This window comes from Mucilaginibacter galii (assembly GCF_014635825.1).
GTDB lineage: Bacteria > Bacteroidota > Bacteroidia > Sphingobacteriales > Sphingobacteriaceae > Mucilaginibacter > Mucilaginibacter galii.
Genome location: NZ_BMDO01000011.1, coordinates 1 through 24551 on the forward strand (window position 1 = coordinate 1; position 24551 = coordinate 24551).

The following is a 24551-nucleotide window of genomic DNA, read 5'->3' on the forward strand; positions in this document are numbered from 1 at the left end:
CATTGTAAAATGTTTTGTTTTAATCCAGACTCTACTTTACTTAAAAATAGAAATCTGTTTTTCGATAGACCAGAAACGGCCTATCATTGTATCTTTATACAGTATTCTCAAGTAACTCTAAATCCCCATGTTTCCCTTATTGGAAAGAAAACATTTCGTTTCTCTTTTCTTTTCAGCAGTTCCGATATCTCTATCTCACTACTACGCTACATGTTACTTCTTAAAGAACTTTCATCGCCTCGCCTCACGGTTTAGCTTTTATGTTATCAGCCGTTGCGGCTGTAAACTTTTGTTTTTGTTTCCCTTTTGATTGGGAGTGCAAAGGTAAGTTTTAATTTCGTTTCTCCAAATTTTATTTGAAGATTTTTTATTTTTAATTTTCTCGTTTTTATACTCAAAAATTCAACTTTAAACCTCGCTTTTCTAAGAACTTATTTTCCGTCAGACTCGTTCGTCTTGGGGATGCAAAGATGCAACTTTTTCACTATTCGTGTCAAGTGTTATTTTCACTTTTTTTTACGGCTCTTAAAACTTCAAATAACAACCTGCTGTCTATTGCAGGGCTTCAAATATAGGTACATTTTTTTCTTTCAGCCAAATTGTTTTGAAATTTTATCAATTTCTATATAACAGGTTATATAAAAGGCAGTTCATTATAAATATCACAATTAAACAACATTAATTTAACCTGCTTTGATAATATGTATCTTTGATATACATGACTAACGATATTCATTTCCCTAAAGGATTTATTGATTCTTTGCATAACGTACCTGGTTTTAATGCCGAAACATTCACAACTACACATCAAAATAGCAATACACCTACCTCGGTAAGGGTTAATCCATACAAACCTGCGCCTTTTAATCATACACAGCCGGTGCCTTGGTGCAACAGCGGTTTGTATTTAGATAGTCGCCCTTCTTTCACTTTCGATCCACTTTTTCATGCCGGCTGCTATTATGTACAGGAAGCATCGTCAATGTTTATTGACCATATTTTGCGCCACGTATATAATAAGGACTATGGACCTGTTAAAGTGCTTGATCTTTGTGCCGCGCCCGGTGGCAAAAGTACACTGATAAGTTCGGCCCTGGCAGATGAGGATTTGTTAGTGGCAAACGAGATCATTAAAACCAGGGTACCTATATTAACAGACAACCTGAACCGCTGGGGTCGCACTAACGTAGTGGTTAGCAATAACGACCCTAAGTCTTTTGCCCGGCTAAAAGGTTTCTTTGACATTATAGTAATTGATGCTCCCTGCTCAGGTTCGGGCATGTTTAGAAAAGACCCTGCTGCTATGGATGAATGGAGTGAAGGCAATGTGGCTTTATGCCAGCAGCGGCAGGAACGGATACTTGCCGACGTTTATCCGGCTTTAACAGAAGATGGTTACCTCATTTATTCTACCTGCTCTTACTCTTACGAGGAAGACGAGGCGGTACTAGATTGGCTTTGCGAAGAGTTTGAACTGGAAACGGTACAAATTCCTGTACAAACTGAATGGGGAATTATAGAAAGCCAGTCGGCCACGCATAAAGCATGGGGTTACCGCTTTTACCCCGACAAGCTAAAGGGCGAAGGCTTGTTTGCTGCCTGTTTGCGCAAGCGCGAAAATACCGGCCAATTGCAAAGCTTTCGTGCTAAAAATTCGCCTAAACCTAATTATAAGGAGATAGATCTGTTGAAGCCTTATGTAAACTGCTCCGCCGATCTGTACTTTTTCAAACTAAATGAGGATTGGCTGGCCATTAATAAGCATCACCGTGATAGCTTGGAAACGCTGCAGCATTTTTTATACCTCAAAAAATCGGGCGTGCGTTTAGGCAAGTTGGCAGGTAAAGAACTTATACCCGACCATGAATTGGCCATTTGTTTGATGCTTAATAAGGATGCCTTCAATCAAATAGAACTTACCTACGACCAAGCTATTGCTTACCTGCGTCGGGATAATATTGAAGATTTAAACATTGATACTAAAGGCTGGGGACTGATGTGCTACCAGGGCTATCCCTTAGGATGGGCCAAATTGCTACCTAACAGGATAAATAATTACTATCCTAAAGAGATCAGAATCATGAGTCAAAAACAGAGTCAAGAACCAGGAACCAAGAGCCAAGACATGTAATTAAATCCTTACCAACGGTTCCTGTCTTACTAATGACCCCTTTTTTAATATTCTCCTGTAGATAACATCACCAGCGTACAAGCCGACAGCGTTTCTATTCCCCGCTCCTTGGCCAGTCGGCGCAATTCGTCGTTCTCGGTTCCGGGATTAAAGATGATACGTTTAGGGTTAGTGGCCAAGATATAATCATATAAAGGTGGCTGGTGTTGCGGACCTATATATAAGGTAATGGTATCTATATCGGTATGCACCTCTTCGGCTTTCTCAATTTCAACGCCGGCTACCTCTCCTTTTTTAATACCTATATTAATAATAGGATGCCCGGTACGCACCAAGCGGTTGGCGGCCAGGTAGGCGTAACGGCTGCTATCGGGCGTGGCGCCAAGTATGAGGGTTTTCTTTTCTTTAACTAACATGGTTCATTCGGTTTAATAACGCTATTTGGCCTGCATGATATATTTGATGCTGAATAAATCCGTAAACCAACTCTTTATAAGTGGTTACCGGCTCGTTAAGCTCACGCTGATCATTGATCAATTCATCCCAACGCTCGTTGGGTAAAGCCTGCATGGCTTTGATCAAATTACTGTTGGCCTCATCTAAATCTATAACCAACTGGTGCCAGCTTTGTTCGCCGGGGAGTGATGGCTCGGGCCAATCGCCACGGGCAGGCTCGGCAGCAGGGTTTCCTTGCAAGCGGCTAATTACCTCTTCGGTCCAGCCGGTCATGTGTACTATGATATGTGCTATGCTGTGAACGGAGCCTGGCGGCTTATTAAAAGCAGCCTGCCAGCTACCTTCGGTAATAATTTCGCTGATGGGGTTACCATACCAAGGCCTGCCCACAAAGGCAGTTTCCAATTCGTATTGAAGTTGTTGTGCGGTTGTCATGGTTTATATAGTACAATTATAATTCCATTTGGGCATAAGGTGTAACTAAATTACAGCTGATTTATCTATATCAAAAACGCATTAAAACTTTTATCAACTATTTTAAAATGTTTTTTAAGCACAATCGTCTGCACTTGTAAATACATCATACATTGAATACTGCTCTAATGCCCCAAGATAGAAACAGCTTTACTCTGAAAGCCATCAAAGAATATGGCAGGAGCTTGCTGTCTTTCATAAGGCGGCGGGTGAAGAACGATGCCGATGCCGAAGACATACTGCAGGATGTTTGGTATCAGTTGAGTTCGGTGGTCAACTCATCGCCGGTTGAACAAACCGGTGCCTGGCTGTACCGTGTGGCCCGTAATAAAATTACCGATAGATACCGCAAGCATAGCGAATGGCTGCTTGATGACCTACTGCTTAACAGTGCAGATGGTGATAATGAAAACGATACGGCCGATTTAGGCACTATTATGCTGAGTGAAACCAACACACCTGAAACGGAGTATTTGCGGAACCTTTTTTGGGAAGAGCTTTTTGTAGCCTTAGACGAACTTCCTCTTGATCAAAAGCAAGTATTTGTATGGCAGGAACTGGAGAACCAAAGCTTTGAAGAGATTGCCCGGCATACCGGTGTTAACATTAATACGCTGGTGTCGCGAAAGCGCTATGCGGTACTTCACCTGCGCAGGCGGCTCAAAGAGTTGTATGATGATATAGCAAACTACTAAAAAAAAACAACATCATGAAAAGACGAATTTGGGCAAGCCCCTACCGGTTTATATTTATCCCCATTATTGCAGCAGCATTCTTATCGCTCGTTAGCTTTATTGTAATGCAGCTTTGGAACAACCTGCTGCCGGCAATCCTGCATGTAAGTGTCATTACCTTTTGGCAGGCCATGGGCATATTTATATTATGTAAGATCCTTTTTGGCTTTGGACGCCCGGGCCGCTTTGGTGGTGGTGCTCCCTGGATGCGCGGACGTATGGCCGAACGCTTTAAAAACATGAGCCCCGAAGAACAGGCGCATTTTAAGGAACAATTTGGCCACCGCATGTGCCGCGACCGTAAGCCTTTTGGCCGCCGCGAATGGTTTGATGAAAGCAAGCCGGAGGAGAAATCAGCTGAATAAGGTTTTAATTCCCTTAAAGAGGTGCTGGTGATGGTGGTCCGAAGGAGGGGCGAGTTATAAAAACTTGAATGGTTTAATGACCCACCCCTACCCCTCCGAGGAGGGGATTGATAAAATATATCTTAGGTCAATTGCTTTACTGCTGCCAAAGCACAATTCATCCCATCTATAGCGGCCGAAATAATTCCACCTGCATAACCGGCACCTTCGCCGCATGGGTATAAGCCGGTAATTTGAGGGTGCTGCATCGTATCCCTGTCGCGCGGTATTTTGATGGGTGATGAAGTGCGTGATTCTACGCCTACCAATAAAGCCTCATTGGTATAATATCCTTTCATTTTACGGCCGAAAGCAGGCAATGCTTTTTGCAAGCGCTGATGGATCCATGTAGGCAGCACATCTTTCAAATTACTGCTGGCCACACCGGGCAGGTAGGAGTTTTTTGGGATATCGGCTGAGAAACGACCTTCCACAAAATCTACCATGCGCTGGCCCGGCGCTACTAAATTGCCGCCGCCCACCGTGAAAGCTATTTGCTCCACCTGCTTTTGAAAGCGCAGAAGTTTGAAGGGATCAGCGTTATTGCCTGCTATATCTTCTATATTGATTTGAACTACGGTACCAGAATTAGCGAAAGGATTATTTCGTTTTGAAGGGCTCCAGCCATTTACCACAATTTCGACAGGCTCGGTAGAACAAGGTGCAATAATGCCACCCGGACACATGCAGAACGAGAAAACGCCCCTGTCATCTACCTGTTCTACCAAGCTGTAATAAGATGGCGGCAGGTGTTCGCCGCGGATATCGCAATGATACTGGGCTTTGTCTATAATTTCCTGAGGATGCTCTATGCGCACGCCCAGCGCAAAGGGCTTGGCTTCTATTAACACATTTTGACGATGCAGCATTTCAAACACATCGCGCGCGGAGTGGCCGGTGGCTAAAATTACAGCGTTGGCTTGTATAATATCACCCGCAGCAGTTTTCACACCAGTTATATTACCAAATTGTATATCGAGGGCAGTTACCTTGGTATCAAACATAAACTCGCCGCCTGCATTCAAAATGGTTTCGCGCATGGCGGTAATGATGTGCGGCAGTTTGTTGGTGCCTATGTGCGGGCGGGCATCTACCAAAATATCTTCGGTTGCGCCATGAGCCACAAACATTTGCAGCACCTGGTTTACATCGCCGCGTTTGGTAGAGCGGGTGTACAACTTGCCATCAGAATAAGTACCGGCACCGCCCTCGCCAAAGCAATAGTTAGATTCGGGGTTAACCAAGCCCTGTTTGTTAATGTTAGCCAAATCGCGGCGGCGCTGTTTTACATCTTTACCACGCTCTAAAATAATGGGCTTATGGCCAGAAAGTATGCACTGCAATGCAGCAAAAATACCGGCCGGACCAGCACCAACGATGATAACCGGCTTTTTGTCTTTTACGCTGGGATAATCAATATTAAAACTTGTGGGCGGGGCAGGTTCATCTAAAAACACCTGTACTTGCATACGGTACACCACTTTACGGCCGCGGGCATCAATAGACCGCTTGCGTATTTTCAAGTCATGTATCCGTTTAGGCGCTAATTTTAGCTTGGTGGCTGCTATGGCCTTTAAAGCTTCCTGGTTTTCGTGCTCCTCGGGAAGGCACACTATTTCAATCTCTTGCATCATTGTATATTGCCGGGTTTTTATCCTGGATGATGCAAAGATACGCAATGTTGTGCAGGGTTGAAAAAGTGTTCGTGCGTGCACTTTTATTGTACGTTAGCGAACAGTTCACGAGCAGTAAAAAAACTCAACTATCTAAATATCAATTCATTACTTATTTGGTTCCAACTTTGGCATAGGTGTATCAAATACAGAAATCATGATTACCGAACAAAGCTTGAATCGAATATGGGAAGGTTGCCTGCAACAGGAACGCAAGTCGCAAGAGATGCTGTACAAAGCCCTGTCGCCCCGCATGTTAGCTGCTTGCATGCGCTATGCCACCGACCGCGACGAAGCCCAAGACATCATGCAGGAAGGTTTTATTAAAGTGTTTACCCAAATGCAACGCTACCGAGGCGAAGGCAGCCTGGAAGGCTGGATTCGCCGTATTATGGTAACTACGGCCATATCGCGCTACCGCAAACGGAAGCCCATGGTATTGACCGATGAACTGCCCGAAGGTGTAATATTGCACATGAGCTACAACGACAGTAGTTTGGAAACCAAAGAGTTACTATCCATGATAGAGCAGTTACCGTCCACTTACCGCCATGTATTTAACCTGTATGCCATTGAGGGTTACTCGCACCAGGAAATTGGCGAATCTTTAGGTATCAGCGAGTTATTATCACGTACCACTTTGCACCGTGCTCGCGGCGTTTTGAAAGATAAACTGAACCGGCTAGAAAACAGGGAGCGATTATGCATGGCTTGTTAAAGCGGTTTAACGACATTTAACCGTTCATAATCTTTCATTAAATTAGATAATTCTTCAAAAAACACTCAAAAATCCTCATAAAACTTCAGGGTGTAATAAACGTTGTATTGCTGACTACTTTACCAGCCGTTAACCCACATTTTATGTCGATGCCCAAACACCTCATCCTCCTGTTATTGCTCCCGGTCCTGTTAATATTCTGTAAAGAAAAAACTCCGCCGCGCATAGACCTTGCTAAACTTAACCTCAATGAAAAGGTGCGAACGCTGATACATTACCACAATAGAGTTTGGGCTGGTGTAAACACCGTTGGAACCTACCAGCCATTGTGGTAGAGGTGAGGCCGAGCAGCACTTACAGCTTCAACGGTATTCCGTTAGATAGCACGGAGGTTATATTTCAGTTAAACTCCCCTACCTTTCGTAAAGATACCAGCATGCACAATGGCGTAGGCCAGTATGTTGGCACGCGCGTTAAAAGCAACCAAGCGCTGGATAGTGTGATCAATAGCTACAAGGCCGATAGTGCTATTTACGGCTATCGCATTGGTATCAAGACCGCCCAAATGCAAGCCCGCATGTTAAAAGAACTCATTAAACTTTACGGCCCAGGCACCAAAAACCCTAACACCGACCATGGCCTGTACTGGAACCTCAAAAACAAACAACGGCTCATTTTATACGCGCCCGACTACGACAGGATCATCGTACTCAACACCAATAACTTATCTAAAACCTGCTACCAGGATAACATGAACGGCGTTATTGATCTGGGTGGCTGCAACATTGATCAATACTTTGACGAGCTGTATTTCAGGAAGAAGTTATGAGCAGCTAAACCTAAAGATGGCACCAACCTTGAAATATCAGGTAAATTTACGCTAAGCCCCAGCGTTTTTATTGCAGCATACGTATTGGTTTATATATACCTTTAAACCACTGAAGTATGCAACCTTTACCATGGACCAAAAAATCATTACCCGAAGGCTACCGCATTACCACCTGGAAAGACGCCGCCGGAAACGATAAATACAGCGTTTTTTGGGGCGACGACAGGTTAATGTCGTTTGCCAGCAAACAGGACGCGTTTAATTACGCCTTACTGGTTCACGAGCAGCAACAGCAGGGCAAGCATCTATAAATGATGACAATCAAGAGGATAGATGATTGCACATGATAACAGATACCGCTGCATGCCCCTAAGGCTGCAAGCTTTCCAGCTTTTGGGCAATGGCCTGCAGCAAACCTATCTCCAGTTTATTATCCTTGCTGTTTACCTGTTCGGGGCTAATCAGGGCGCGGTAACATCCCTCCTCATCGGGCTCAAACTGCACCAGCAGGCCATCAATATCTACCGCCACCTTTTGCACATAACCGTAATTACGCACTTCGGCATCGTATTTTAACACCTCGCCTTTATAGGTCAACTCCACCAGGAAACGTTCATCCATATGGGTTAAATGCCGAATTAGGTAATTGTGTTTTGGCCTGATAACGTTTTACTGGTTCCTGTCAACATATTTTTTACCTGCTGACGCACTTAAGCCTACCAACTAACGGACTTTAATGGCGTTCCCTGCGGGCCGGGTTATCCGCTCATACTGCACAAGCCTTAGCCACGTGGCCGGTATCCGCTACTACCCCTAACGCGGAAACTGTGTGAACAGGAGTTTGAAGAATTGGTAGAACTAACAGAATTGAATGCCACTATTGCCGCAAGCGGGAAGTTTGCTGGTGAAAGTATACACCGAATGCAAGCGCCCTGAAAAGGAATTTTTAAACAATAACTAAAATAATTACCGCCCATACAGCCATGAAGAAGAAACCCGCAAAAACTTCGTCCTTATGTTTTTTAACTGTTTTGGTAATAAAGGTTAGGTAAAATACCCAGCCTAAAAATATTACTGCCAGTATTGGTGCCATTAAAGCTCTCATTGCCTATTATTTATATATCAAATATAAAATGAATTTTCTTATAAATCATACTCTCTTCTGAGTTAAGCTTTTACCTTTGCACTCACCTCCGCTAACGTAGGTTTCAACCCTATTCGCTGCTACCCCAAAGTTTAAATCCCATAAGAATAGCTATGAGTGCCTTAACATACTATTTGGCCAAAAGCTATCTATATTTGACAACATGAATGCAACCACAAACAAGCCATCTGCCAAACGCCGCGCCTGGCTTACGGCTATCGTACTGGCTTTTATATTGCTGGCTGCATTGGGTTTCTATTTTGGTAATCGCTGGCTTAGCGGTAAAGCTCAGCATGAGTTGGGGATGTACTATTATAATAAAGCTACAAAAAGCCATTTCTGGGGCGGCTCGCCCGAAACTGATATGGAAGAACTGGGCAAAGCGGCAGCCTATTTTGAACAGGCCAACGCTAAAGGCTATCACACCAAAGCCGCCTACCTCAACATGGCGCAATATTACCAGGGCACCAGTAATTACAAACAGGAAGCGGCAGCCTACACCGGTTTACTAAAGCTCTATCCAGACAGCAGCAACTATTATTACTACCGCGCCGGTTGCCGGCAAAGCATGAAAGATTACCAAGGTGCCCTGCAAGATTATAACGAAGCGCTAAAACACCCTGGTCTTCTTACTTACCTTAAAGACACCTACTATATGAGGGGCGCGGTAAAATACATACTCAACCCCAAAGACAGCACTGCCGCCGAAACCGACCGGAAATTGGCCGCCAAATACAATGAATATGGCACGGATACCTCGCCTTATAAAATCTTTTGGAAAGAAGCTGATCGTTAATGTGCAGATGTTAACCTTCACTGCCGCAGGCTTTCAACCCGTGGCTTATATATAGCAAGTTTATTAACTTGCGTTAACCATGAGTCGCAATTACAAATTCCACCATCCCGGGAACCCCCACTTCGTAACTATTACCACAGTTAACTGGATAGACGTTTTTACCCGGATAGTATATAAGGACATACTCATAGACAGTTTAAAATATTGTATAAGAAATAAAGGGCTTCAAGTACATGCGTGGGTTATTATGAGCAACCATGTACACCTCATTATTAGTCCTACTGCTCAAACCTTGCCCGAAATCATGCGCGACCTGAAAAGGCATACCGCTAAAACGTTGCTTAATGCCATAGCCGACCATCCGCAAGAAAGCCGAAAGGAATGGATGCTATGGCATTTTAAACGTGCCGGCCAGCACAACCCCAACAACGAAGACTACCAATTTTGGCAGCAAGGCAGCCACCCTATCGAATTGTGGAGCAACGAAGTAATGCAGCAAAAGCTCGACTACCTGCATAACAACCCGGTTACCGCAGGCTGGGTAGACGAACCTCACCATTACCTGTACAGCAGTGCACGAGATTACGTTGGTGGCAAGGGATTGTTAGATATTGTGCTGATGGTTTGATAGATTATAAATTGAAAACACCTTTCTATTGCTACCGCAGGTTTTCAACTCGTGGTACCTATGATGTAAGGTTTAACCTTACATCATAGGTACCACGAGTTACGCTACGCTAAACTCGCGGCAGCGGGAACTCGCGGCAGCGGGGGGTGCGCGCCAGCAAGGGGGCAGTGTTAATGCAATGATTAATACAAATAAGGCACGTAAATTATTGCTGCACATAGGGCAGAAAAAAGGCATATAATAAGTACTGCCCCAGAAGCTAAATCTTTAACTTGTCCAATCAGGGCATCATGGTTGGTAGTTACCTTATCTGCTAATTTTTCTATAGCGGTATTAAATATCTCGGCCATCCATGCCAGTACAATTAATATCAGCGTAATAAGCCACTCTGTATGATTAACTTTTAATACGTAATTTAATATGATTACGGCAATGGCTGCAACCAAATGAAAGCGCATACTGTGCTCATAACAGAAGGCTAACCAAATTCCCCGTATACCATATTTATAGCTTATGAGGTGCTGTTTCATTATCATATTTTTCTCCTCTTTCATCATTTAGTTTATTTAAAAACATGCGATAAATAAACAATACCGTAAGTAGCAAGACAAGCAACTGATTTTAAATTTAAAGGCATCATCCTGTTTTGCCGGTCGGCTTCTTCTTTATAAACGTTAATGCCTATCAACCAAAATATAGCCGAAACCCACAGATCAGTATAGTCAAAGCGTCCGTTGGTAACATGGTAAAGCTGTAAAAATTCTAAACCAATACCATAGATCAATGGAATATAAGCGCACTTAAATTTCCATTTACCCAACCGTATAAAATATGGCCTTGACGTAATAGTTGCGCAAAATATCCATAAACCCTCAGGCAACGAATAAATTAAAATGTCGTTAAGCGGTAAAAATTTAATAATACTTGTTTTTAACCCCAGGTAAGTTCGTTGCGAAAAGAAAAGAATTGCCATTTCATTAACAACGGTTTTATCTGTGCGGTAAAACAGATAGATGAATAAACTAACAAATAACGATACCATGATTGCGTAGTACTTCTTTGTCATCTTTTTGAAAAATTAAAAGTTTATAGTACGATCCTAAACCCAAGCCCACTTCTTTTATGAGACTTAATTTGTTTAGGGAATTTACATCTTGAATGTGAAAAACAGATTTGAAGTGGAAGAACCGCGAGATAATGCTAAAAGCATAATCAATATATTTGAGCCAGTTTTCGGGCGTAAAGTGATTTAGGATAAAGACTTTTCCCTTAGGCTTTAACACTCTCTCCACTTCTCTCATAAGTTGATCGGCATCATCAACCACGGCAATAACATGCGATAGAACGACATAATCAAACTGATTACATTTAAATGCTAATGCTTTTCCATCCATTTGATAGAGCTCAACATCCGCACAATTTTGCTTGCGGGCAACCTCAAGCATTCCCGGAGAAATATCTATGCCTGTAATTTTATGCTTTTTGTAAGCCCGTAAATGAGCGCCGTTTCCTACACCAATTTCAAGCAAAGCACCTCGTTGCTGTGCATTGATTTCTTGAACCAATACCTTTTTTTGCGACTTTAAAAACACATCAATCAGCGGATAAAAAGCTGAGAGATTATTATAAAACAAAGCGCTGTTCCTGCTCATACATTGAATTGATAGCCGCACATGATGAAAAGTTAATTCTTGACGAATCAACAAGATTCAATTTACTAACTACAAAGCCAAAGATAAAATTTACTTTTATTTTAAAAGTACTTTCATTAATAAACTATCAATACTGTATTGGTTTGTTTCAAATTTAATTGGTAAATCCCACTCCCGCGTTAGGGGTAGTAGCGGATACCGGCCAAGTGCGTAAGGCCTGCAGGCTTATGAGCGGATTTAACCTTACATCATAAGTACCACGAGTTACGCTACGCTAAACTCGCGGTAGCAGAGTCAGCCATCAATTATTGCACCTGTTTGTAACAAATGCAATAATAAAATATACCAATTATTTTAGTATTTTTTATTGCATTTTATTATATTTGCTAACTCTAAGTTTAGTTATCCACACAGATTAAAATAAAATTATTTCGTTTTATTTTAGCAGGATACTAACCCACCATTCAAAAGTGTCTCCTTCAGTTAACGATACCATCAAAGCCTTGCTTACACAAAAACTTGTGGAACTTGAGGCTGAATTAAACGCAGACGTAATTTCTTACACAGGACAGATAGTCGATGGTGTTGAAACTCATTTATTAAAAATAGTTGAGGATTTGATAGCACATCAAGATAAAAAGGATACTTTATATGTAGTATTAACTACTGGCGGGGGTAGCGCAACTGCAGTTGAAAGGTATGTTAACATATTGAGACAGCATTATACTGAAGTAAATTTCATTGTCCCAGATTATGCATATAGCGCTGGAACAATATTCTGCATGAGTGGTGACAATATTTACATGGATTACTCATCAGTATTGGGGCCTATTGATCCTCAAGTGCAAAACAAAGAAGGCAGATGGGTCGCCGCATTAGGATATTTAGATAAAATTAATGAGCTTATTGATAAAGCCCAAAAAAATACTCTAACAAATGCAGAGTTCTTAATATTGAAAGACTTTGACTTGGCCGAATTGAAAGGATATGAACAAGCCAAAGAGTTAACTATATCCCTACTCAAAAAGTGGCTTGTTAATTATAAATTTAAAAACTGGAATACTCATGCTACAACCCCAGGTTTAATCGGTAGTCCTGTTACACTTGAACAGAAAGAAAGGCGTGCAGAAGAAATAGCAGACGATTTAAGCAACAATACTAAATGGAAGTCTCATGGACGTCCAATAAATATAGAAACATTACAAACAGAATTAAAGCTAAAAATAGAAGATTATACGCATGATAAACAAAAACGCGATAAAATTCGTTCTTATTATGATTTATTAGCCGATTTTAATAGTGGGGGCAATGATAAAATATTTGTACATACACGTATTTACATTTAATAGCAATCAAAATACATATGGAAACAACAACTCAAAAATTACAAAATTTGATTAGCGATGAAAAAAAATCACAAGAAAATATCAATCAAATAAAAAATTTTCAACAGGCGCTTGAAAATTTTGAATCATTAGTTGAAAGCGGAATGGCAAAACACCGTGGGAACCAGCTCCTATCAATAGAAGATAGCTATTCACACACCAAAAATTATTCTTTCAATGCGAATTTCAAATAATAGATTTAGATTAAACTAAAATAAAAAGCGGCCTGTTTACAGTGCCGCTTTTTATTTTAGTTAATGTTCAGTGTTATCATCACACGACTAAACCTTACCTCCACTGCGCTTCGGCCTTAGGAGAACAGAATTATACTCTCTTTCACATAATTATACAAGGTCAGCGATTCAGCCGATAGCCGATGTTTTCATTGCACTATCACCGCACCTACATCGCCCCAGGCGTTAGGGGTAGTAGCGGATACCGGCCGGGTGCGTAAGGCCTGCAGGCGTATGAGCGGATAACCCGGCCCGGAGGGAACGCCCAGAGGAAGAGTCGAGAGTATAGAATCAGGAATCAATACTTATCGCTTTTAGAAACACACCCCTACCCCCCTCAAGAGGGGAAATAAAAAAAGCAGGGTTTTCTTATGGAAAACCCTGCTTAACAATATATTCAATTCTGTCTATTCTATAAATTCTTAAAATTCCGGTTCAGACAACGGGCAACAGACAACTACAACTATAAAGCCCCTGCCTTAATTTCTTCTACCACGCCAGGGTCTAACAGGGTGCTGGTATCGCCTAAATTCCCGGTATCGCCTTCGGCTATTTTACGGAGGATGCGGCGCATAATTTTGCCGGAACGGGTTTTGGGCAAGCCGGTGACAAACTGTATTTTATCGGGTTTGGCAATGGCGCCTATAATGCGGGTTACGGTCATGAGGATATCCTTGCGGGTCAATTCATCATCGCCATGGTTGTTAGGACTAATCACGAAGGCATATACGCCCTGTCCCTTAATATCGTGCGGGTAACCCACCACGGCCGATTCTACTACGCTGCTGTGCATGTTAATGGCGTTCTCCACCTCGGCCGTGCCAATGCGGTGGCCCGATACGTTGAGCACATCATCTACCCTGCCGGTAATGCGGTAATAGCCGTCTGCATCGCGCAGGCATCCATCGCCGGTAAAATACATATTTTCGTAAGTGGCAAAGTAAGTTTGGCGGCAGCGTTCGTGGTCGCCATAGGTGGTGCGCAGCATACCCGGCCAAGGGAATTTAATGCAGAGGTTACCGCTTACATCGTTGCCCTCAATTTCCTTACCGTTTTCATCTACCAAAATGGGCTGCACACCCGGCAGCGGCAAGCCGGCGTAACCCGGTTTAAGCGGCGTTACATTGGCAATGGGCGAGATCATGAAACCACCGGTTTCGGTTTGCCACCAGGTATCTACAATAGGGCATTTACCGTGTCCTATTTTTTCGTCGAACCAGTGCCAGGCTTCCTCGTTCAGCGGTTCGCCTACGGAGCCTAACTTGGTAAGCGAGCTCAGGTTTTTACCGTTGAGCACATCTTCGCCAAAGCTCATGAGCGAGCGGATGGCAGTTGGCGCAGTGTATAAGATGTTGACTTTATGCTTTTCTACAATATCCCATAAACGGCCGGCATCGGGCCAGGTAGGTACGCCTTCAAACATGAGCGCGGTGGCACCTTGAGATAACGGCCCGTATATAATATACGAGTGACCGGTGATCCAGCCAATATCGGCCGTGCAAAAATAGACTTCACCGGGCTGGTACTGGAAAGCGGTATCAAAGGTATAACCTGTATACACCATATAACCACCGCAGGTATGTACCACACCCTTAGGTTTACCGGTAGAACCCGAAGTATATAAAATGAACAGCATATCCTCAGCGTCCATTTCTTCGGCCGGGCAGGCAGGGTTGCCTTGCGTTTCTACTTTCTTTATTTCGTCTTCCCACCATACGTCACGTCCTTTGATCATACTTACCGGCGTGCGGCTGCGGGTCAATACAATAACACGCTTTACCGAAGGGCACTGTACCAGCGCATCATCAATTACGGATTTCAACGGCAGATCTTTAGCCCCGCGGAAACCGCCATCGGCCGTGATCACTACCTTACACTGTGCATCCTGAATACGATCGGCAATGGATTGTGCCGAAAAGCCGCCAAAAACCACCGAGTGTATGGCACCAACACGGGCGCAGGCCAGCACCGCTACCGAAAGCTCGGGCACCATAGGCATGTAGATACAAATACGGTCGCCTTTTTCAACGCCGTTATTTTTAAGCACGTTGGCAAACTGGCAAACTTTATCGTGCAGCTGGCGGTAGGTTAATACGCGGTGAGCTTCGGTAGGGTCGTTAGGTTCCCAAATGATGGCCGGGGTATCGCCGTTGTTTTCGAGGTGACGGTCAAGGCAGTTCTCGGTAATATTGAGCTTGCCGCCTTCAAACCATTTAATATTGGGCTCTTTAAAGTTCCATTTCAGGGTAGTGTGCCACCTTTTACGCCACTGAAAGGTATCGGCTATATCTGCCCAAAACTGCTCGGGTTCTTCTACACTTTGTTTATATATTTGCTGGTATTGCTCAAAAGAGGTAACTTTCATAACTTATTTTAGACGTTTATATTTGGCGGCTGTAAGTTAAAATTTTTAGGGCAAATGCCTGATAAAAAAGATTTTGAAATATTTTGAGAACGCTATTGAATTATTCACTTAATATCCTGATATTTGCACACTCTTTTAGAAAAAGACACTTAAAATAGTTTTGTCATGTCAAGAATTTGTGATTTAACAGGAAAAAGCCCATTGAGTGGCCATAACGTTTCTAATTCAAACGTTAAGACTAACCGTAAGTTTTATCCTAACTTAAAAATCAAGAAGTTTTATATCCCTGAAGAAGATAAATGGATTACCCTTAAAGTATCTACTTCGGCCGTGAAAACCATCAGCAAAAATGGTATAACTGCTTGTTTGAATAAATTTGTAAAAAAAGGATACATTTAGTAGATAGTTATTGGTTGATAAGTTATTGGTTGATAAAGTTGTTTTCAGCATCTGCAATAACTCAGTAACCTAATAACTCAATAACCCAAACACCAACATCAAATGGCTAAAAAAGGCAATAGAGTTCAGGTAATATTAGAGTGCACCGAGCATAAAGAAAGTGGTATGCCAGGTATGTCTCGTTACATTACTACCAAGAACAAGAAAAACACCACCGAGCGTTTAGAATTAAAAAAATTCAACCCGGTATTACGTAAAGTAACCACTCACAAAGAAATTAAGTAATCAGTTATTGGTTGATTAGTTGATTGGATTAAGTAGTTGATTTTTTCAATACTCACTCATTCGCTCATTCAATAACTCAAACATTAACAAGATATGGCAAAGAAAGTAGTTGCAACCCTGAAAACCGGTAAAGGTAAAGAGTACTCTAAAGTAATTACCATGATTAAGTCGCCTAAAACAGGTGCTTACTCATTCAAAGAAGCAATCGTTCATAACGACCACGTTAAGGATGCGATTGATTTGGCTAAAGCCCAGTAATTCATCTTTAGTAGAGATATAGAAGCCGTCTTGTTTTCAAGAGGGCTTTTTTTTGGCCCGTCCCAAACCCTCCCCGGGAGGGAGGGCTTTATGCAATACGCAACTCAAACTTTGACATTACATCAATAAGATATTGAGTATCTTAGCATCTTGTTTAAACAATATAAAATACCTGTAATTCAAAGCCCTCCCTCCCGGGGAGGGTTTGGGAGCGGCCACATATAATTTATGGGATTATTTGATTTTTTTAAGAAGAAAGAAAGCACACCTCAACAGCAAGAGGCGTTAGATACCGGTTTGGAGAAAACCAAGGACAACTTTTTTTCTAAGATAACCAAGGTCATAGCCGGTAAATCTACCGTTGATGATGATGTGCTGGATGATCTGGAAGAAGTGCTGGTAACCTCGGATGTAGGCGTAACCACTACCCTCAAGATCATAGAGCGTATACAGGCTCGCGTAGCACGCGATAAATATGTAAGCACCTCCGAACTAAACACCCTGCTGCGCGATGAGATACAAAACCTCCTGGCCGAAAACAACAGCAACGATTTCAATAGCTTTGAGTACGGCAATCAAAAGCCGTATGTAATTATGGTAGTAGGAGTTAACGGCGTGGGTAAAACTACCACCATTGGCAAGTTGGCTCACCAGTTAAAGCAGGCCGGCAACAAGGTGGTTTTAGGCGCCGCCGATACTTTCCGCGCTGCTGCGGTAGACCAAATACAACTTTGGGGCGAACGTGTAGGCGTGCGCGTGGTGGCCCAGGCCATGGGGTCAGACCCAGCCTCGGTAGCTTATGATACCCTGCGTTCGGCCGTATCTAACGGCGATGATGTAGCTATTATTGATACCGCAGGTCGCTTGCATAATAAGGTAGGCCTCATGAACGAGCTTACCAAAATTAAGAACGTGATGGAAAAGGTAATTCCCGGTGCCCCGCACGAAATTTTGCTGGTGCTGGATGCTTCTACCGGCCAAAACGCCATTGAGCAATGCAAGCAGTTTACCGAAGCTACCAACGTTAATGCCCTAGCCCTAACAAAGCTCGATGGCACGGCCAAAGGCGGTGTAGTGATAGGCATATCCGATCAGTTTAAAATCCCGGTTAAATACATCGGCGTAGGCGAAGGCATGAATGATTTGCAGTTGTTTGACCGTAAGGGGTTTGTGAATAGCCTCTTTAATAAATAGTAAAAACAGCCCCTCCCAAACCCTCCCCCGGGAGGGAGGGCTTTAAAATAATATACAAGTTCTTAAAAGTCTCCCCTCCCGGGGGAGATTTAGAGGGGGCTTCGATAAGATAAGTGTTATATGAATACCAAAATAGCAAGTAAGCCCATCCTAACCGCCAAGCCCCGTGTAAACGTGGTTACTTTAGGCTGTTCTAAAAACATATACGACTCCGAAGTATTGATGGGTCAGCTCAAGGGACAGGCGTTTGATGTAGTTCACGAGGCCGAGCAGGTGAACAGCAATGATATTATTGTAATTAACACCTGCGGCTTTATCGATAACGCCAAGCAGGAGTCTATCGACACCATATTGCAATACAGCGAGCTAAAGGAACAAGGCAAAGTAGGTAAAGTAATTGTTACCGGTTGCCTATCTGAACGTTACAAACCCGAACTGGAAGCCGAAATTACCAACGTAGATGCTTACTTTGGCACTAACGATCTGCAAAACTTACTGCAAAGCGTTGGCGCTAACTATAAATATGAATTACTGGGCGAGCGTATGCTCACCACCCCGTCGCACTTTGCATACTTTAAAATAGCCGAGGGCTGTAACCGTCCTTGCTCTTTCTGCGCTATCCCGTTAATGCGCGGCAAGCACGTGAGCACACCAATGGATCAGCTGGTGCAGCAGGCTACCAGCCTGGCCAAGCAAGGCACCAAAGAGCTCATCCTGCTTGCACAGGATCTCACCTATTACGGCCTGGATATTTACGGCAAACGTAATCTGGACGAATTGCTGCGCCGCTTAAGCGATGTAGATGGCATTGAGTGGATCCGTTTGCAGTATGCTTACCCATCAGGCTTTCCTATGGAAATACTGGATGCCATGAACGAGCGCAGTAATATTTGCAAATACCTGGATATGCCGTTGCAGCACATTACCGATAATATGCTGAAATCGATGCGCCGCGGTACCACCAAGCAAAAAACCATTGACCTGGTAAATGCCATTCGCGATAAAGTACCGGGCATAGCCATGCGTACCACACTAATTACCGGTTACCCCGGCGAAACCTTGCAGGATTTTGAAGAGATGTATAACTGGGTTGAAGAAACTGAGTTTGACCGTTTGGGTTGCTTTACCTATTCGCATGAGGAAAAAACACATGCCCACAGCCTCATTGATGATGTGCCCGAAGAAATAAAGCAAGAGCGTGTAGAAGCCATTATGGAACTGCAGCAAGGAATCTCTTACGAAAAGAACCAGGAAAAAATTGGCAACACTTTCAAAGTATTGATCGATAAAATTGACGGTGGTTATTTAACCGGCCGTACCGAATATGATTCGCCGGAGGTGGATAACGAGGTATTGATAGACGCTACACAACAATATGCTACCGTGGGTAGTTTTGTGAATGTAAAGATTGATAGTGCTGAGGACTTTGACCTTTATGGACAAATTGTAAAATAATATACCTACATAGGAGCGTTATCAATAATGCTCCTACTTTTGAAAGCTATGGACGCTACCTGTATTGATTATCAAGAGACCGGCTATTTCTCTAAAACGGTTATCGACTATTTAGACGATATACCCGAGCTCAAATCATTCTACAGTTACCGCCCCGATCTAAAAGGCTTCTCTGAATTACTTGAAAACAAACAGGTAACAGCCAACCGAGAGCTGCTTGCTCAGGTATTAACAGAACAATACACCAAATCTGGTAATCCCGAACTACCTTTCCTGTCGACAGTACAAGCCAACATTGACCTGCTTAAACAGGATAACGCTTATACTATTACCACCGGTCACCAGTTAAATGTGTTTACAGGTCCTCTATATTTTCTCTACAAAATTGTAACGGCTATTAAGCTGTGCCGACAGTTAGAGGAAGCTTATCCTGACAAAAAATTTGTACCAGTATACTGGATGGCTTCAGAAGATCATGATTTTGCCGAGATCAACTATACCAACATTGGCCACAAAAAAATTCAGTGGAACGAGCAGGTAAGCGGTGCCACCGGCAGGCTTAATATTAAAACCTTTCGGGAGTGCTTAAACCAATACAAGGGTGTTTTAGGGTTGGAAGGCCATGCTGCCGATTTAGCCGCCATAGTAGAAACCGCCTACGGCCAACATCAAACCCTGGCCGATGCCATGCGCTACCTGGTTAACGCCCTGTTTGGCCAATACGGCTTGGTTATTATCGATGCCGACGATGCGCGCCTAAAAAAAGAGTTCGCAGGCATCATCAAGCAAGATATTATTGAGCAAAACAGCTTTAAGCTTATTACCCAAAGCAATACGCTGCTGCAAACCTTGGGCGTGCATACCCAGGTGAACCCACGGGAGATCAACTTTTTTTACCTGCAAAATAACCTTCGCGAGCGACTGGTGCAAGAAGGGGAACAATATCATGTGTTGAATACTGAGATCCGTTTTTCGAAAGAAGAATTGGAGCAGGAAATTGATGCACACCCCGAGCGCTTTAGCCCTAACGTGGTAATGCGCCCTATGTACCAGGAATACATATTGCCTAACCTGGCTTATATTGGCGGTGGTGCCGAAGTGGTTTACTGGCTGCAATTGAAAGCCAACTTTGATTATTATGGTGTTACTTTCCCTATCTTAATACTACGCAACTCGGGCTTGGTTATCCGTAAGGAAACTACGGCCAAAGTGCAGAAAATGGAATTGACCGCTGCACAGTTATTTAAAGATACCGATACTATTAAAAACGAATGGGTAAAAACGCATACCCAGCATGATCTTTCGCTTAAAGAAGAGTGGCGCGAATTGCAATGCATTTTTGAAAAGCTAAAGCTGCGTGCCCACAAAATAGATCCTACTTTAAGCCCCTCTACCAGTGCAGTACAGGCCCGCTTAAAAAAGGCCATTGATAACCTCGAAACCAAGCTGGTTAAAGCTGAAAAGCGCAATTACGATACCCGCCTGCAGCAGATCGAAGCGATAAAACAGGAGATTTTCCCTAAGAATAGCCTACAGGAACGCAGCGAGAATTTCGGATTACTTTATGTAAAATGGGGACAGCTTTTTATAGATGAGCTCATCCGCAATTTTGAACCGCTGGACTTTAAATTTACCGTACTTTCAGAGTAGGTCTAATCTTTTCACTCCTCCGTCATGCCGATGAATATCGGCATCTCATCAAGAAAGGCAACATCGAATTCACTTATTAACTGTCATAGGGGATCCCAACAACGCTTGGCATATTATACTCTAAATAGTATCTAAAAAAAAAGAAAACCGCCATCAGCTTTAAGGCCAATGGCGGTTCAAATGTATTTAAAGCCCTCCCTCCCGGGGAGGGTTTGGGAGGGGCTTAGCAGTATTGATCAAAAGCATCCATCAGGTTATCCGCAATCATTTGTGCCGGGCGACCTTCAATTTGATGACGTTCTATCATATGTACCAACTCACCGTTTTTGAACAATGCCATAGCTGGCGATGATGGTGGGTAAGGCAACATGTAACGGCGTGCTTCGTTAACAGCATCTGCTTCCATACCGGCAAATACGGTTACCAATTTATCGGGGCGTTTGCCGTTTTGAGCAGCCATTTTAGCAGCCGGACGAGCCATAGCAGCAGCACAACCACAAACCGAGTTTACCATTACAAATACGGTTCCTTCGCTTTCAACGGCATTTTTAACTTCCTCAGCATCTTTCAATTCCTGAAAGCCGGCGTTGGTTAAATCGGCCCGCATTGGAGCCACTAAATATTCTGGATACATGGTAGTAATTTTAAATTATCAATTACAAAAATACTTAAACGCTGCTTAAAAAAATTACCTTGTCAAAATATTAACATTTTGCTGACGTTTACCATAGACCAAACTGAATGTAGCCGGTATATTAAAGCCCTGCTAACATTAAGTAAGTGTTAATCCCCCTTGATTAATTAAATTTTTAACTATTGCATGAACTTTAAATCCTCAAATTTAAGTAGCGAACGTGTTGTGGATGGAAACCGGCTCAACAAAAAAGTACAAATTAAGGCCGCCTACATCAATCGCTTAAAAGCAGTTACTGCTCTATGTTTTGCCCTTATTGTTACCTTACTGGTCACCATTTTTCAACTCCGCGAACGTAACTATAAGCACCAGGCCGAAAATGCCCGCCTGAACGCCAAGGTGACCGCCATGCAAACCCAAATTGACGATGAGGCGGCCAAGCTTGATTTGATATCGGCCGAGAAGGACAGCACGAGCAACAAAGCGCTGACTTATATTGAAGGCATCCAATCTAAATTAGGTAAGATCAATAACTATTTAACCAAGCGCGGCCTGCATGGCATCTCTTTTAAAACGGTTAAAACCGCTGCTAAAGCAAAAGATAAAGAGAACGGCTACGTACAGCTTTACAAAAAGTATAATCGTTACCTTGATAAACTGGTAGATAACATTGCGCTGATGCCCATGGGTTACCCGCGTGTAAGCGATTTCACCTCGCTATTTGGACAGCGCAACAACCCATTTAATAGCGAAGGCGGCGAGTTTCACCCCGGTCTTGATTTTAAAGGCAAAACCGGCGATCCGGTTAAATGCACCGCCAGCGGAAGGGTAATTTTTACCGGCCGGGCCGGAGGTTACGGCAACTGCGTACGCATACGTCACACTAATAATTTGGAAACCTGGTATGGCCACCTATCGCGCATTACAGTTAAAGAAGGCCAGCAGGTTATGCTTGGCCAACTCATAGGCAAGGTAGGATCTACCGGCCGCTCCACCGGCCCGCACCTGCATTACGAAGTACGCCGCAACGGTAAAGCGGTTAACCCCAAGCAATATTTGAGCTTAAATTAGGGTTAGAATCAAGAATACAGAGTCAAGAGTACAGAATTAAACTTATCTAGTAAGGGTGACAGAAGCAACCTTTCTTATCATTTACAATTGTAATGTCACGGTAATTTTCACTCTATATTCTTGACTCTGTATTCCTGACTCTCATTCCTAACACTTGTTTACCACCTCATTATTAATTACTTTTGCATCTCAAAATCATTCCATATGTCATCAGTAGAAACAAGCTACGTACAATCAAAAGTTAAAGACATGTCGCTGGCCGAATGGGGCCGCAAAGAAATAGGCCTGGCCGAAGCAGAAATGCCAGGCTTAATGGCGCTGCGTGCCGAGTTTGGCGCTTCTAAACCATTGGCTGGTGCCCGCATTGCCGGTTGCCTGCACATGACCATTCAAACTGCTGTTTTAATTGAAACCTTAGTAGAACTGGGTGCCGAAGTTACCTGGTCGAGCTGCAATATTTTCTCTACACAAGACCACGCTGCTGCGGCCATTGCTGCTGCAGGTATCCAGGTTTATGCCTGGAAAGGTTTATCTGAAGAAGATTTTAACTGGTGTATAGAGCAAACTTTATTTTTTGGTGAAGACCGCAAGCCATTAAACATGATATTGGATGATGGCGGCGATTTAACCAACATGGTGTTAGATCAGTTTCCTGAATTAGTTGCCGAAATTAAAGGTCTGTCAGAAGAAACCACTACCGGTGTACACCGCTTATACGAGCGCGTTAAAAATGGCACCCTGCTTATGCCGGCTATCAACGTTAACGACTCTGTTACCAAATCAAAATTCGATAACAAATATGGTTGCCGCGAATCTTTGGTTGATGCCATCCGCCGTGCTACCGATGTAATGATGGCTGGTAAAGTAGCTGTTGTTTGCGGTTATGGTGATGTAGGTAAAGGTTCGGCCGATTCACTGCGTAATGCAGGTGTTCGTGTTATTGTTACCGAAATTGACCCTATCTGTGCGCTGCAAGCTGCTATGGAAGGTTTTGAAGTGAAAAAATTAGGCACTGCCATAGCTGAAGCCGACATTGTGGTAACCGCTACAGGTAACTGCAACATTGTACGCGAAGAACATTTCCGCGCCTTGAAAGATAAAGCCATCGTTTGTAACATTGGCCACTTCGATAACGAAATTGATATGGCCTGGTTAAACGGCACTTATGGCGATAGCAAAATTGAAATTAAACCACAGGTTGATAAATATACCATTGAAGGTAAAGACGTAATTGTATTAGCCGAAGGCCGTTTGGTAAATTTAGGTTGTGCAACAGGTCACCCAAGCTTTGTAATGTCTAACTCGTTCACTAACCAAACGTTAGCACAATTAGAGTTATGGACAAATGCAGCTGCTTACGAAAACAAGGTATACACTCTACCTAAACACTTAGACGAAAAAGTTGCCCGTTTACACTTAGCCAAAATTGGTGTAGAACTGGAAGTACTTGACCAATACCAAGCCGAATACATTGGCGTAACAGTTGAAGGTCCGTTTAAACCGGAGTATTACAGATATTAATCTGCAGTTATAACATAATAGAAAAGGGGTATGATTCGTGATCATCCCCCTTTCTTTTTTATAATGTTTGAGTAACTTATACTTCCTTCTCAACTACTACCGCAGTGCCATAGGCTAATACCTCGGTAATACCCTGCATTACCTCATTGGCATCGTAACGCATGTTAATAATAGCATTGGCACCAATAGCAGCAGCGTGTTGTATCAACAACTGGTAAGCTTCCTCGCGGGTACGCTCACACAGCTCCACATAAATAGATAGGCGGCCACCAAATAACGACTGCAAGCCACCTGCAATATTACCCAGTGCACTGCGGCTGCGTACGGTAATGCCACGCACCACACCCAGGTGCTTTACTACTTTGTAGCCGTCTAAACCGGTGCTGGTGGTAATTAATGAAGTATCCATAATCTATAATTTTAATTTATAGATGAAGATAAGCTTTGATTGTTACGCATCAA

Annotated in this window: 30 protein-coding genes; 18 read left to right on the forward strand and 12 right to left on the reverse strand. The window is 43.1% G+C overall.

Translation table 11 applies throughout. The features are described from left to right. Positions 1-718 precede the first annotated feature (718 nt). Positions 719-2131 (forward strand): methyltransferase RsmF C-terminal domain-like protein, encoded by a 1413-nt coding sequence (locus IEV61_RS17115; RefSeq protein WP_188418277.1) that lies wholly within the window; start codon positions 719-721, stop codon positions 2129-2131. Positions 2132-2175: 44 nt separating this feature from the next. On the opposite strand, the gene IEV61_RS17120 is transcribed toward IEV61_RS17115, so the two are convergent. Together IEV61_RS17120 and IEV61_RS17125 are read right to left on the reverse strand one after the other, a co-directional pair. After that, positions 2176-2547 carry a CoA-binding protein gene (locus tag IEV61_RS17120; protein WP_188418278.1) on the reverse strand — a complete coding sequence of 124 codons (372 nt, stop codon included), beginning with the start codon at positions 2545-2547 and terminating at the stop codon, positions 2176-2178. Beyond that, positions 2537-3022 carry a DinB family protein gene (locus IEV61_RS17125; RefSeq protein WP_188418279.1) on the reverse strand — a complete coding sequence of 162 codons (486 nt, stop codon included), beginning with the start codon at positions 3020-3022 and terminating at the stop codon, positions 2537-2539. Before IEV61_RS17125 ends, IEV61_RS17120 begins: the two co-directional genes overlap by 11 nt. Positions 3023-3189: 167 nt before the next feature. On the opposite strand from IEV61_RS17125, the gene IEV61_RS17130 reads away from it, so the two are divergent. Next, positions 3190-3756 carry an RNA polymerase sigma factor gene (locus IEV61_RS17130; RefSeq protein ID WP_188418280.1) on the forward strand — a complete coding sequence of 189 codons (567 nt, stop codon included), beginning with the start codon at positions 3190-3192 and terminating at the stop codon, positions 3754-3756. A 14-nt stretch (positions 3757-3770) separates the two neighbouring features. Continuing rightward, positions 3771-4160, forward strand: coding sequence for a hypothetical protein (locus IEV61_RS17135; protein ID WP_188418281.1), 390 nt, complete (start codon positions 3771-3773; stop codon positions 4158-4160). Positions 4161-4282: 122 nt separating this feature from the next. Here IEV61_RS17135 and IEV61_RS17140 read toward each other — a convergent pair whose 3' ends face one another. Continuing rightward, complete coding sequence (locus IEV61_RS17140; protein WP_188418282.1) at positions 4283-5833, reverse strand: NAD(P)/FAD-dependent oxidoreductase; 1551 nt, start codon at positions 5831-5833, stop codon at positions 4283-4285. Positions 5834-6029: 196 nt separating this feature from the next. Here IEV61_RS17140 and IEV61_RS17145 point away from each other — a divergent pair, with 196 nt between their 5' ends. The 3 genes from IEV61_RS17145 (at position 6030) to IEV61_RS17155 (ending at position 7730) form a co-directional block, all read left to right on the forward strand. Further along, positions 6030-6590 (forward strand): RNA polymerase sigma factor, encoded by a 561-nt coding sequence (locus IEV61_RS17145; protein WP_188418283.1) that lies wholly within the window; start codon positions 6030-6032, stop codon positions 6588-6590. A 289-nt stretch (positions 6591-6879) separates the two neighbouring features. Next, positions 6880-7419 (forward strand): hypothetical protein, encoded by a 540-nt coding sequence (locus tag IEV61_RS17150; protein WP_188418284.1) that lies wholly within the window; start codon positions 6880-6882, stop codon positions 7417-7419. 116 nt (positions 7420-7535) lie between these two features. Then, complete coding sequence (locus tag IEV61_RS17155; protein WP_188418285.1) at positions 7536-7730, forward strand: hypothetical protein; 195 nt, start codon at positions 7536-7538, stop codon at positions 7728-7730. Positions 7731-7788: 58 nt separating this feature from the next. On the opposite strand, the gene IEV61_RS17160 is transcribed toward IEV61_RS17155, so the two are convergent. Together IEV61_RS17160 and IEV61_RS17165 are read right to left on the reverse strand one after the other, a co-directional pair. Next, positions 7789-8040, reverse strand: coding sequence for a hypothetical protein (locus IEV61_RS17160; RefSeq protein ID WP_188418286.1), 252 nt, complete (start codon positions 8038-8040; stop codon positions 7789-7791). 325 nt (positions 8041-8365) lie between these two features. Further along, the gene (locus IEV61_RS17165; RefSeq protein ID WP_188418287.1) at positions 8366-8524 is read right to left on the reverse strand and encodes a hypothetical protein; all 159 of its coding nucleotides are present in this window, start codon (positions 8522-8524) and stop codon (positions 8366-8368) included. A gap of 202 nt (positions 8525-8726) precedes the next feature. Here IEV61_RS17165 and IEV61_RS17170 point away from each other — a divergent pair, with 202 nt between their 5' ends. Together IEV61_RS17170 and IEV61_RS17175 are read left to right on the forward strand one after the other, a co-directional pair. After that, a complete protein-coding gene (locus IEV61_RS17170; protein WP_188418288.1) occupies positions 8727-9359 on the forward strand; it encodes a tetratricopeptide repeat protein in 633 nt (210 codons plus the stop codon). A 79-nt stretch (positions 9360-9438) separates the two neighbouring features. Further along, complete coding sequence (locus tag IEV61_RS17175) at positions 9439-9987, forward strand: REP-associated tyrosine transposase (RefSeq protein WP_188418289.1); 549 nt, start codon at positions 9439-9441, stop codon at positions 9985-9987. A gap of 182 nt (positions 9988-10169) precedes the next feature. Here IEV61_RS17175 and IEV61_RS17180 read toward each other — a convergent pair whose 3' ends face one another. Genes IEV61_RS17180 through IEV61_RS17190 form a run of 3 tightly spaced genes read right to left on the reverse strand, consistent with a single transcriptional unit; the run spans position 10170 to position 11639 of the window. Then, the gene (locus IEV61_RS17180) at positions 10170-10517 is read right to left on the reverse strand and encodes a diacylglycerol kinase family protein (protein ID WP_188418290.1); all 348 of its coding nucleotides are present in this window, start codon (positions 10515-10517) and stop codon (positions 10170-10172) included. Between the two features lie 32 nt (positions 10518-10549). Then, positions 10550-11053, reverse strand: a complete 504-nt coding sequence (locus IEV61_RS17185) for a hypothetical protein (RefSeq protein ID WP_188418291.1) — start codon at positions 11051-11053, stop codon at positions 10550-10552. After that, positions 11010-11639, reverse strand: coding sequence for a class I SAM-dependent methyltransferase (locus IEV61_RS17190; protein ID WP_188418292.1), 630 nt, complete (start codon positions 11637-11639; stop codon positions 11010-11012). The genes IEV61_RS17185 and IEV61_RS17190 overlap by 44 nt, the downstream gene beginning before the upstream one ends. A 470-nt stretch (positions 11640-12109) precedes the next feature. On the opposite strand from IEV61_RS17190, the gene IEV61_RS17195 reads away from it, so the two are divergent. Then, entirely contained in the window at positions 12110-12985 is an 876-nt protein-coding gene (locus IEV61_RS17195; RefSeq protein WP_188418293.1) for an SDH family Clp fold serine proteinase, read from the forward strand. A gap of 17 nt (positions 12986-13002) precedes the next feature. Continuing rightward, positions 13003-13218, forward strand: a complete 216-nt coding sequence (locus IEV61_RS17200; RefSeq protein WP_188418294.1) for a hypothetical protein — start codon at positions 13003-13005, stop codon at positions 13216-13218. Positions 13219-13406: 188 nt separating this feature from the next. On the opposite strand, the gene IEV61_RS17205 is transcribed toward IEV61_RS17200, so the two are convergent. Together IEV61_RS17205 and acs are read right to left on the reverse strand one after the other, a co-directional pair. Further along, positions 13407-13559, reverse strand: a complete 153-nt coding sequence (locus IEV61_RS17205) for a hypothetical protein (protein ID WP_188418295.1) — start codon at positions 13557-13559, stop codon at positions 13407-13409. A gap of 161 nt (positions 13560-13720) precedes the next feature. Beyond that, on the reverse strand, positions 13721-15622 hold the full coding sequence (gene acs / locus IEV61_RS17210) for an acetate--CoA ligase (RefSeq protein WP_188418296.1): 1902 nt from the start codon (positions 15620-15622) through the stop codon (positions 13721-13723). A gap of 165 nt (positions 15623-15787) precedes the next feature. Here acs and rpmB point away from each other — a divergent pair, with 165 nt between their 5' ends. The 6 genes from rpmB to bshC all read left to right on the forward strand — a co-directional run bounded on the left by rpmB (position 15788) and on the right by bshC (position 20863). After that, a complete protein-coding gene (gene rpmB / locus IEV61_RS17215; RefSeq protein ID WP_188418297.1) occupies positions 15788-16021 on the forward strand; it encodes a 50S ribosomal protein L28 in 234 nt (77 codons plus the stop codon). Between the two features lie 102 nt (positions 16022-16123). Beyond that, positions 16124-16306, forward strand: coding sequence for a 50S ribosomal protein L33 (rpmG, locus tag IEV61_RS17220; protein ID WP_157539955.1), 183 nt, complete (start codon positions 16124-16126; stop codon positions 16304-16306). 93 nt (positions 16307-16399) lie between these two features. Next, positions 16400-16564: a DUF4295 domain-containing protein gene (locus IEV61_RS17225; RefSeq protein WP_188418298.1), complete on the forward strand. Its 165-nt coding sequence runs from the start codon at positions 16400-16402 to the stop codon at positions 16562-16564. A gap of 228 nt (positions 16565-16792) precedes the next feature. Beyond that, entirely contained in the window at positions 16793-17758 is a 966-nt protein-coding gene (ftsY, locus tag IEV61_RS17230; protein WP_188418299.1) for a signal recognition particle-docking protein FtsY, read from the forward strand. A 120-nt stretch (positions 17759-17878) separates the two neighbouring features. After that, a complete protein-coding gene (gene rimO / locus IEV61_RS17235; RefSeq protein ID WP_188418300.1) occupies positions 17879-19213 on the forward strand; it encodes a 30S ribosomal protein S12 methylthiotransferase RimO in 1335 nt (444 codons plus the stop codon). Between the two features lie 48 nt (positions 19214-19261). After that, entirely contained in the window at positions 19262-20863 is a 1602-nt protein-coding gene (bshC, locus tag IEV61_RS17240; protein WP_188418301.1) for a bacillithiol biosynthesis cysteine-adding enzyme BshC, read from the forward strand. A gap of 223 nt (positions 20864-21086) precedes the next feature. On the opposite strand, the gene IEV61_RS17245 is transcribed toward bshC, so the two are convergent. Next, positions 21087-21497 (reverse strand): BrxA/BrxB family bacilliredoxin, encoded by a 411-nt coding sequence (locus tag IEV61_RS17245; RefSeq protein ID WP_188418302.1) that lies wholly within the window; start codon positions 21495-21497, stop codon positions 21087-21089. Between the two features lie 186 nt (positions 21498-21683). On the opposite strand from IEV61_RS17245, the gene IEV61_RS17250 reads away from it, so the two are divergent. Both IEV61_RS17250 and ahcY read left to right on the forward strand, forming a co-directional pair. Further along, on the forward strand, positions 21684-22568 hold the full coding sequence (locus tag IEV61_RS17250) for a M23 family metallopeptidase (protein ID WP_188418303.1): 885 nt from the start codon (positions 21684-21686) through the stop codon (positions 22566-22568). Positions 22569-22772: 204 nt separating this feature from the next. Then, positions 22773-24089 carry an adenosylhomocysteinase gene (gene ahcY / locus IEV61_RS17255; protein WP_188418304.1) on the forward strand — a complete coding sequence of 439 codons (1317 nt, stop codon included), beginning with the start codon at positions 22773-22775 and terminating at the stop codon, positions 24087-24089. A gap of 76 nt (positions 24090-24165) precedes the next feature. Here ahcY and IEV61_RS17260 read toward each other — a convergent pair whose 3' ends face one another. Beyond that, the gene (locus IEV61_RS17260; protein ID WP_188418305.1) at positions 24166-24498 is read right to left on the reverse strand and encodes a YbjQ family protein; all 333 of its coding nucleotides are present in this window, start codon (positions 24496-24498) and stop codon (positions 24166-24168) included. Between the last annotated feature and the right edge of the window lie 53 nt (positions 24499-24551).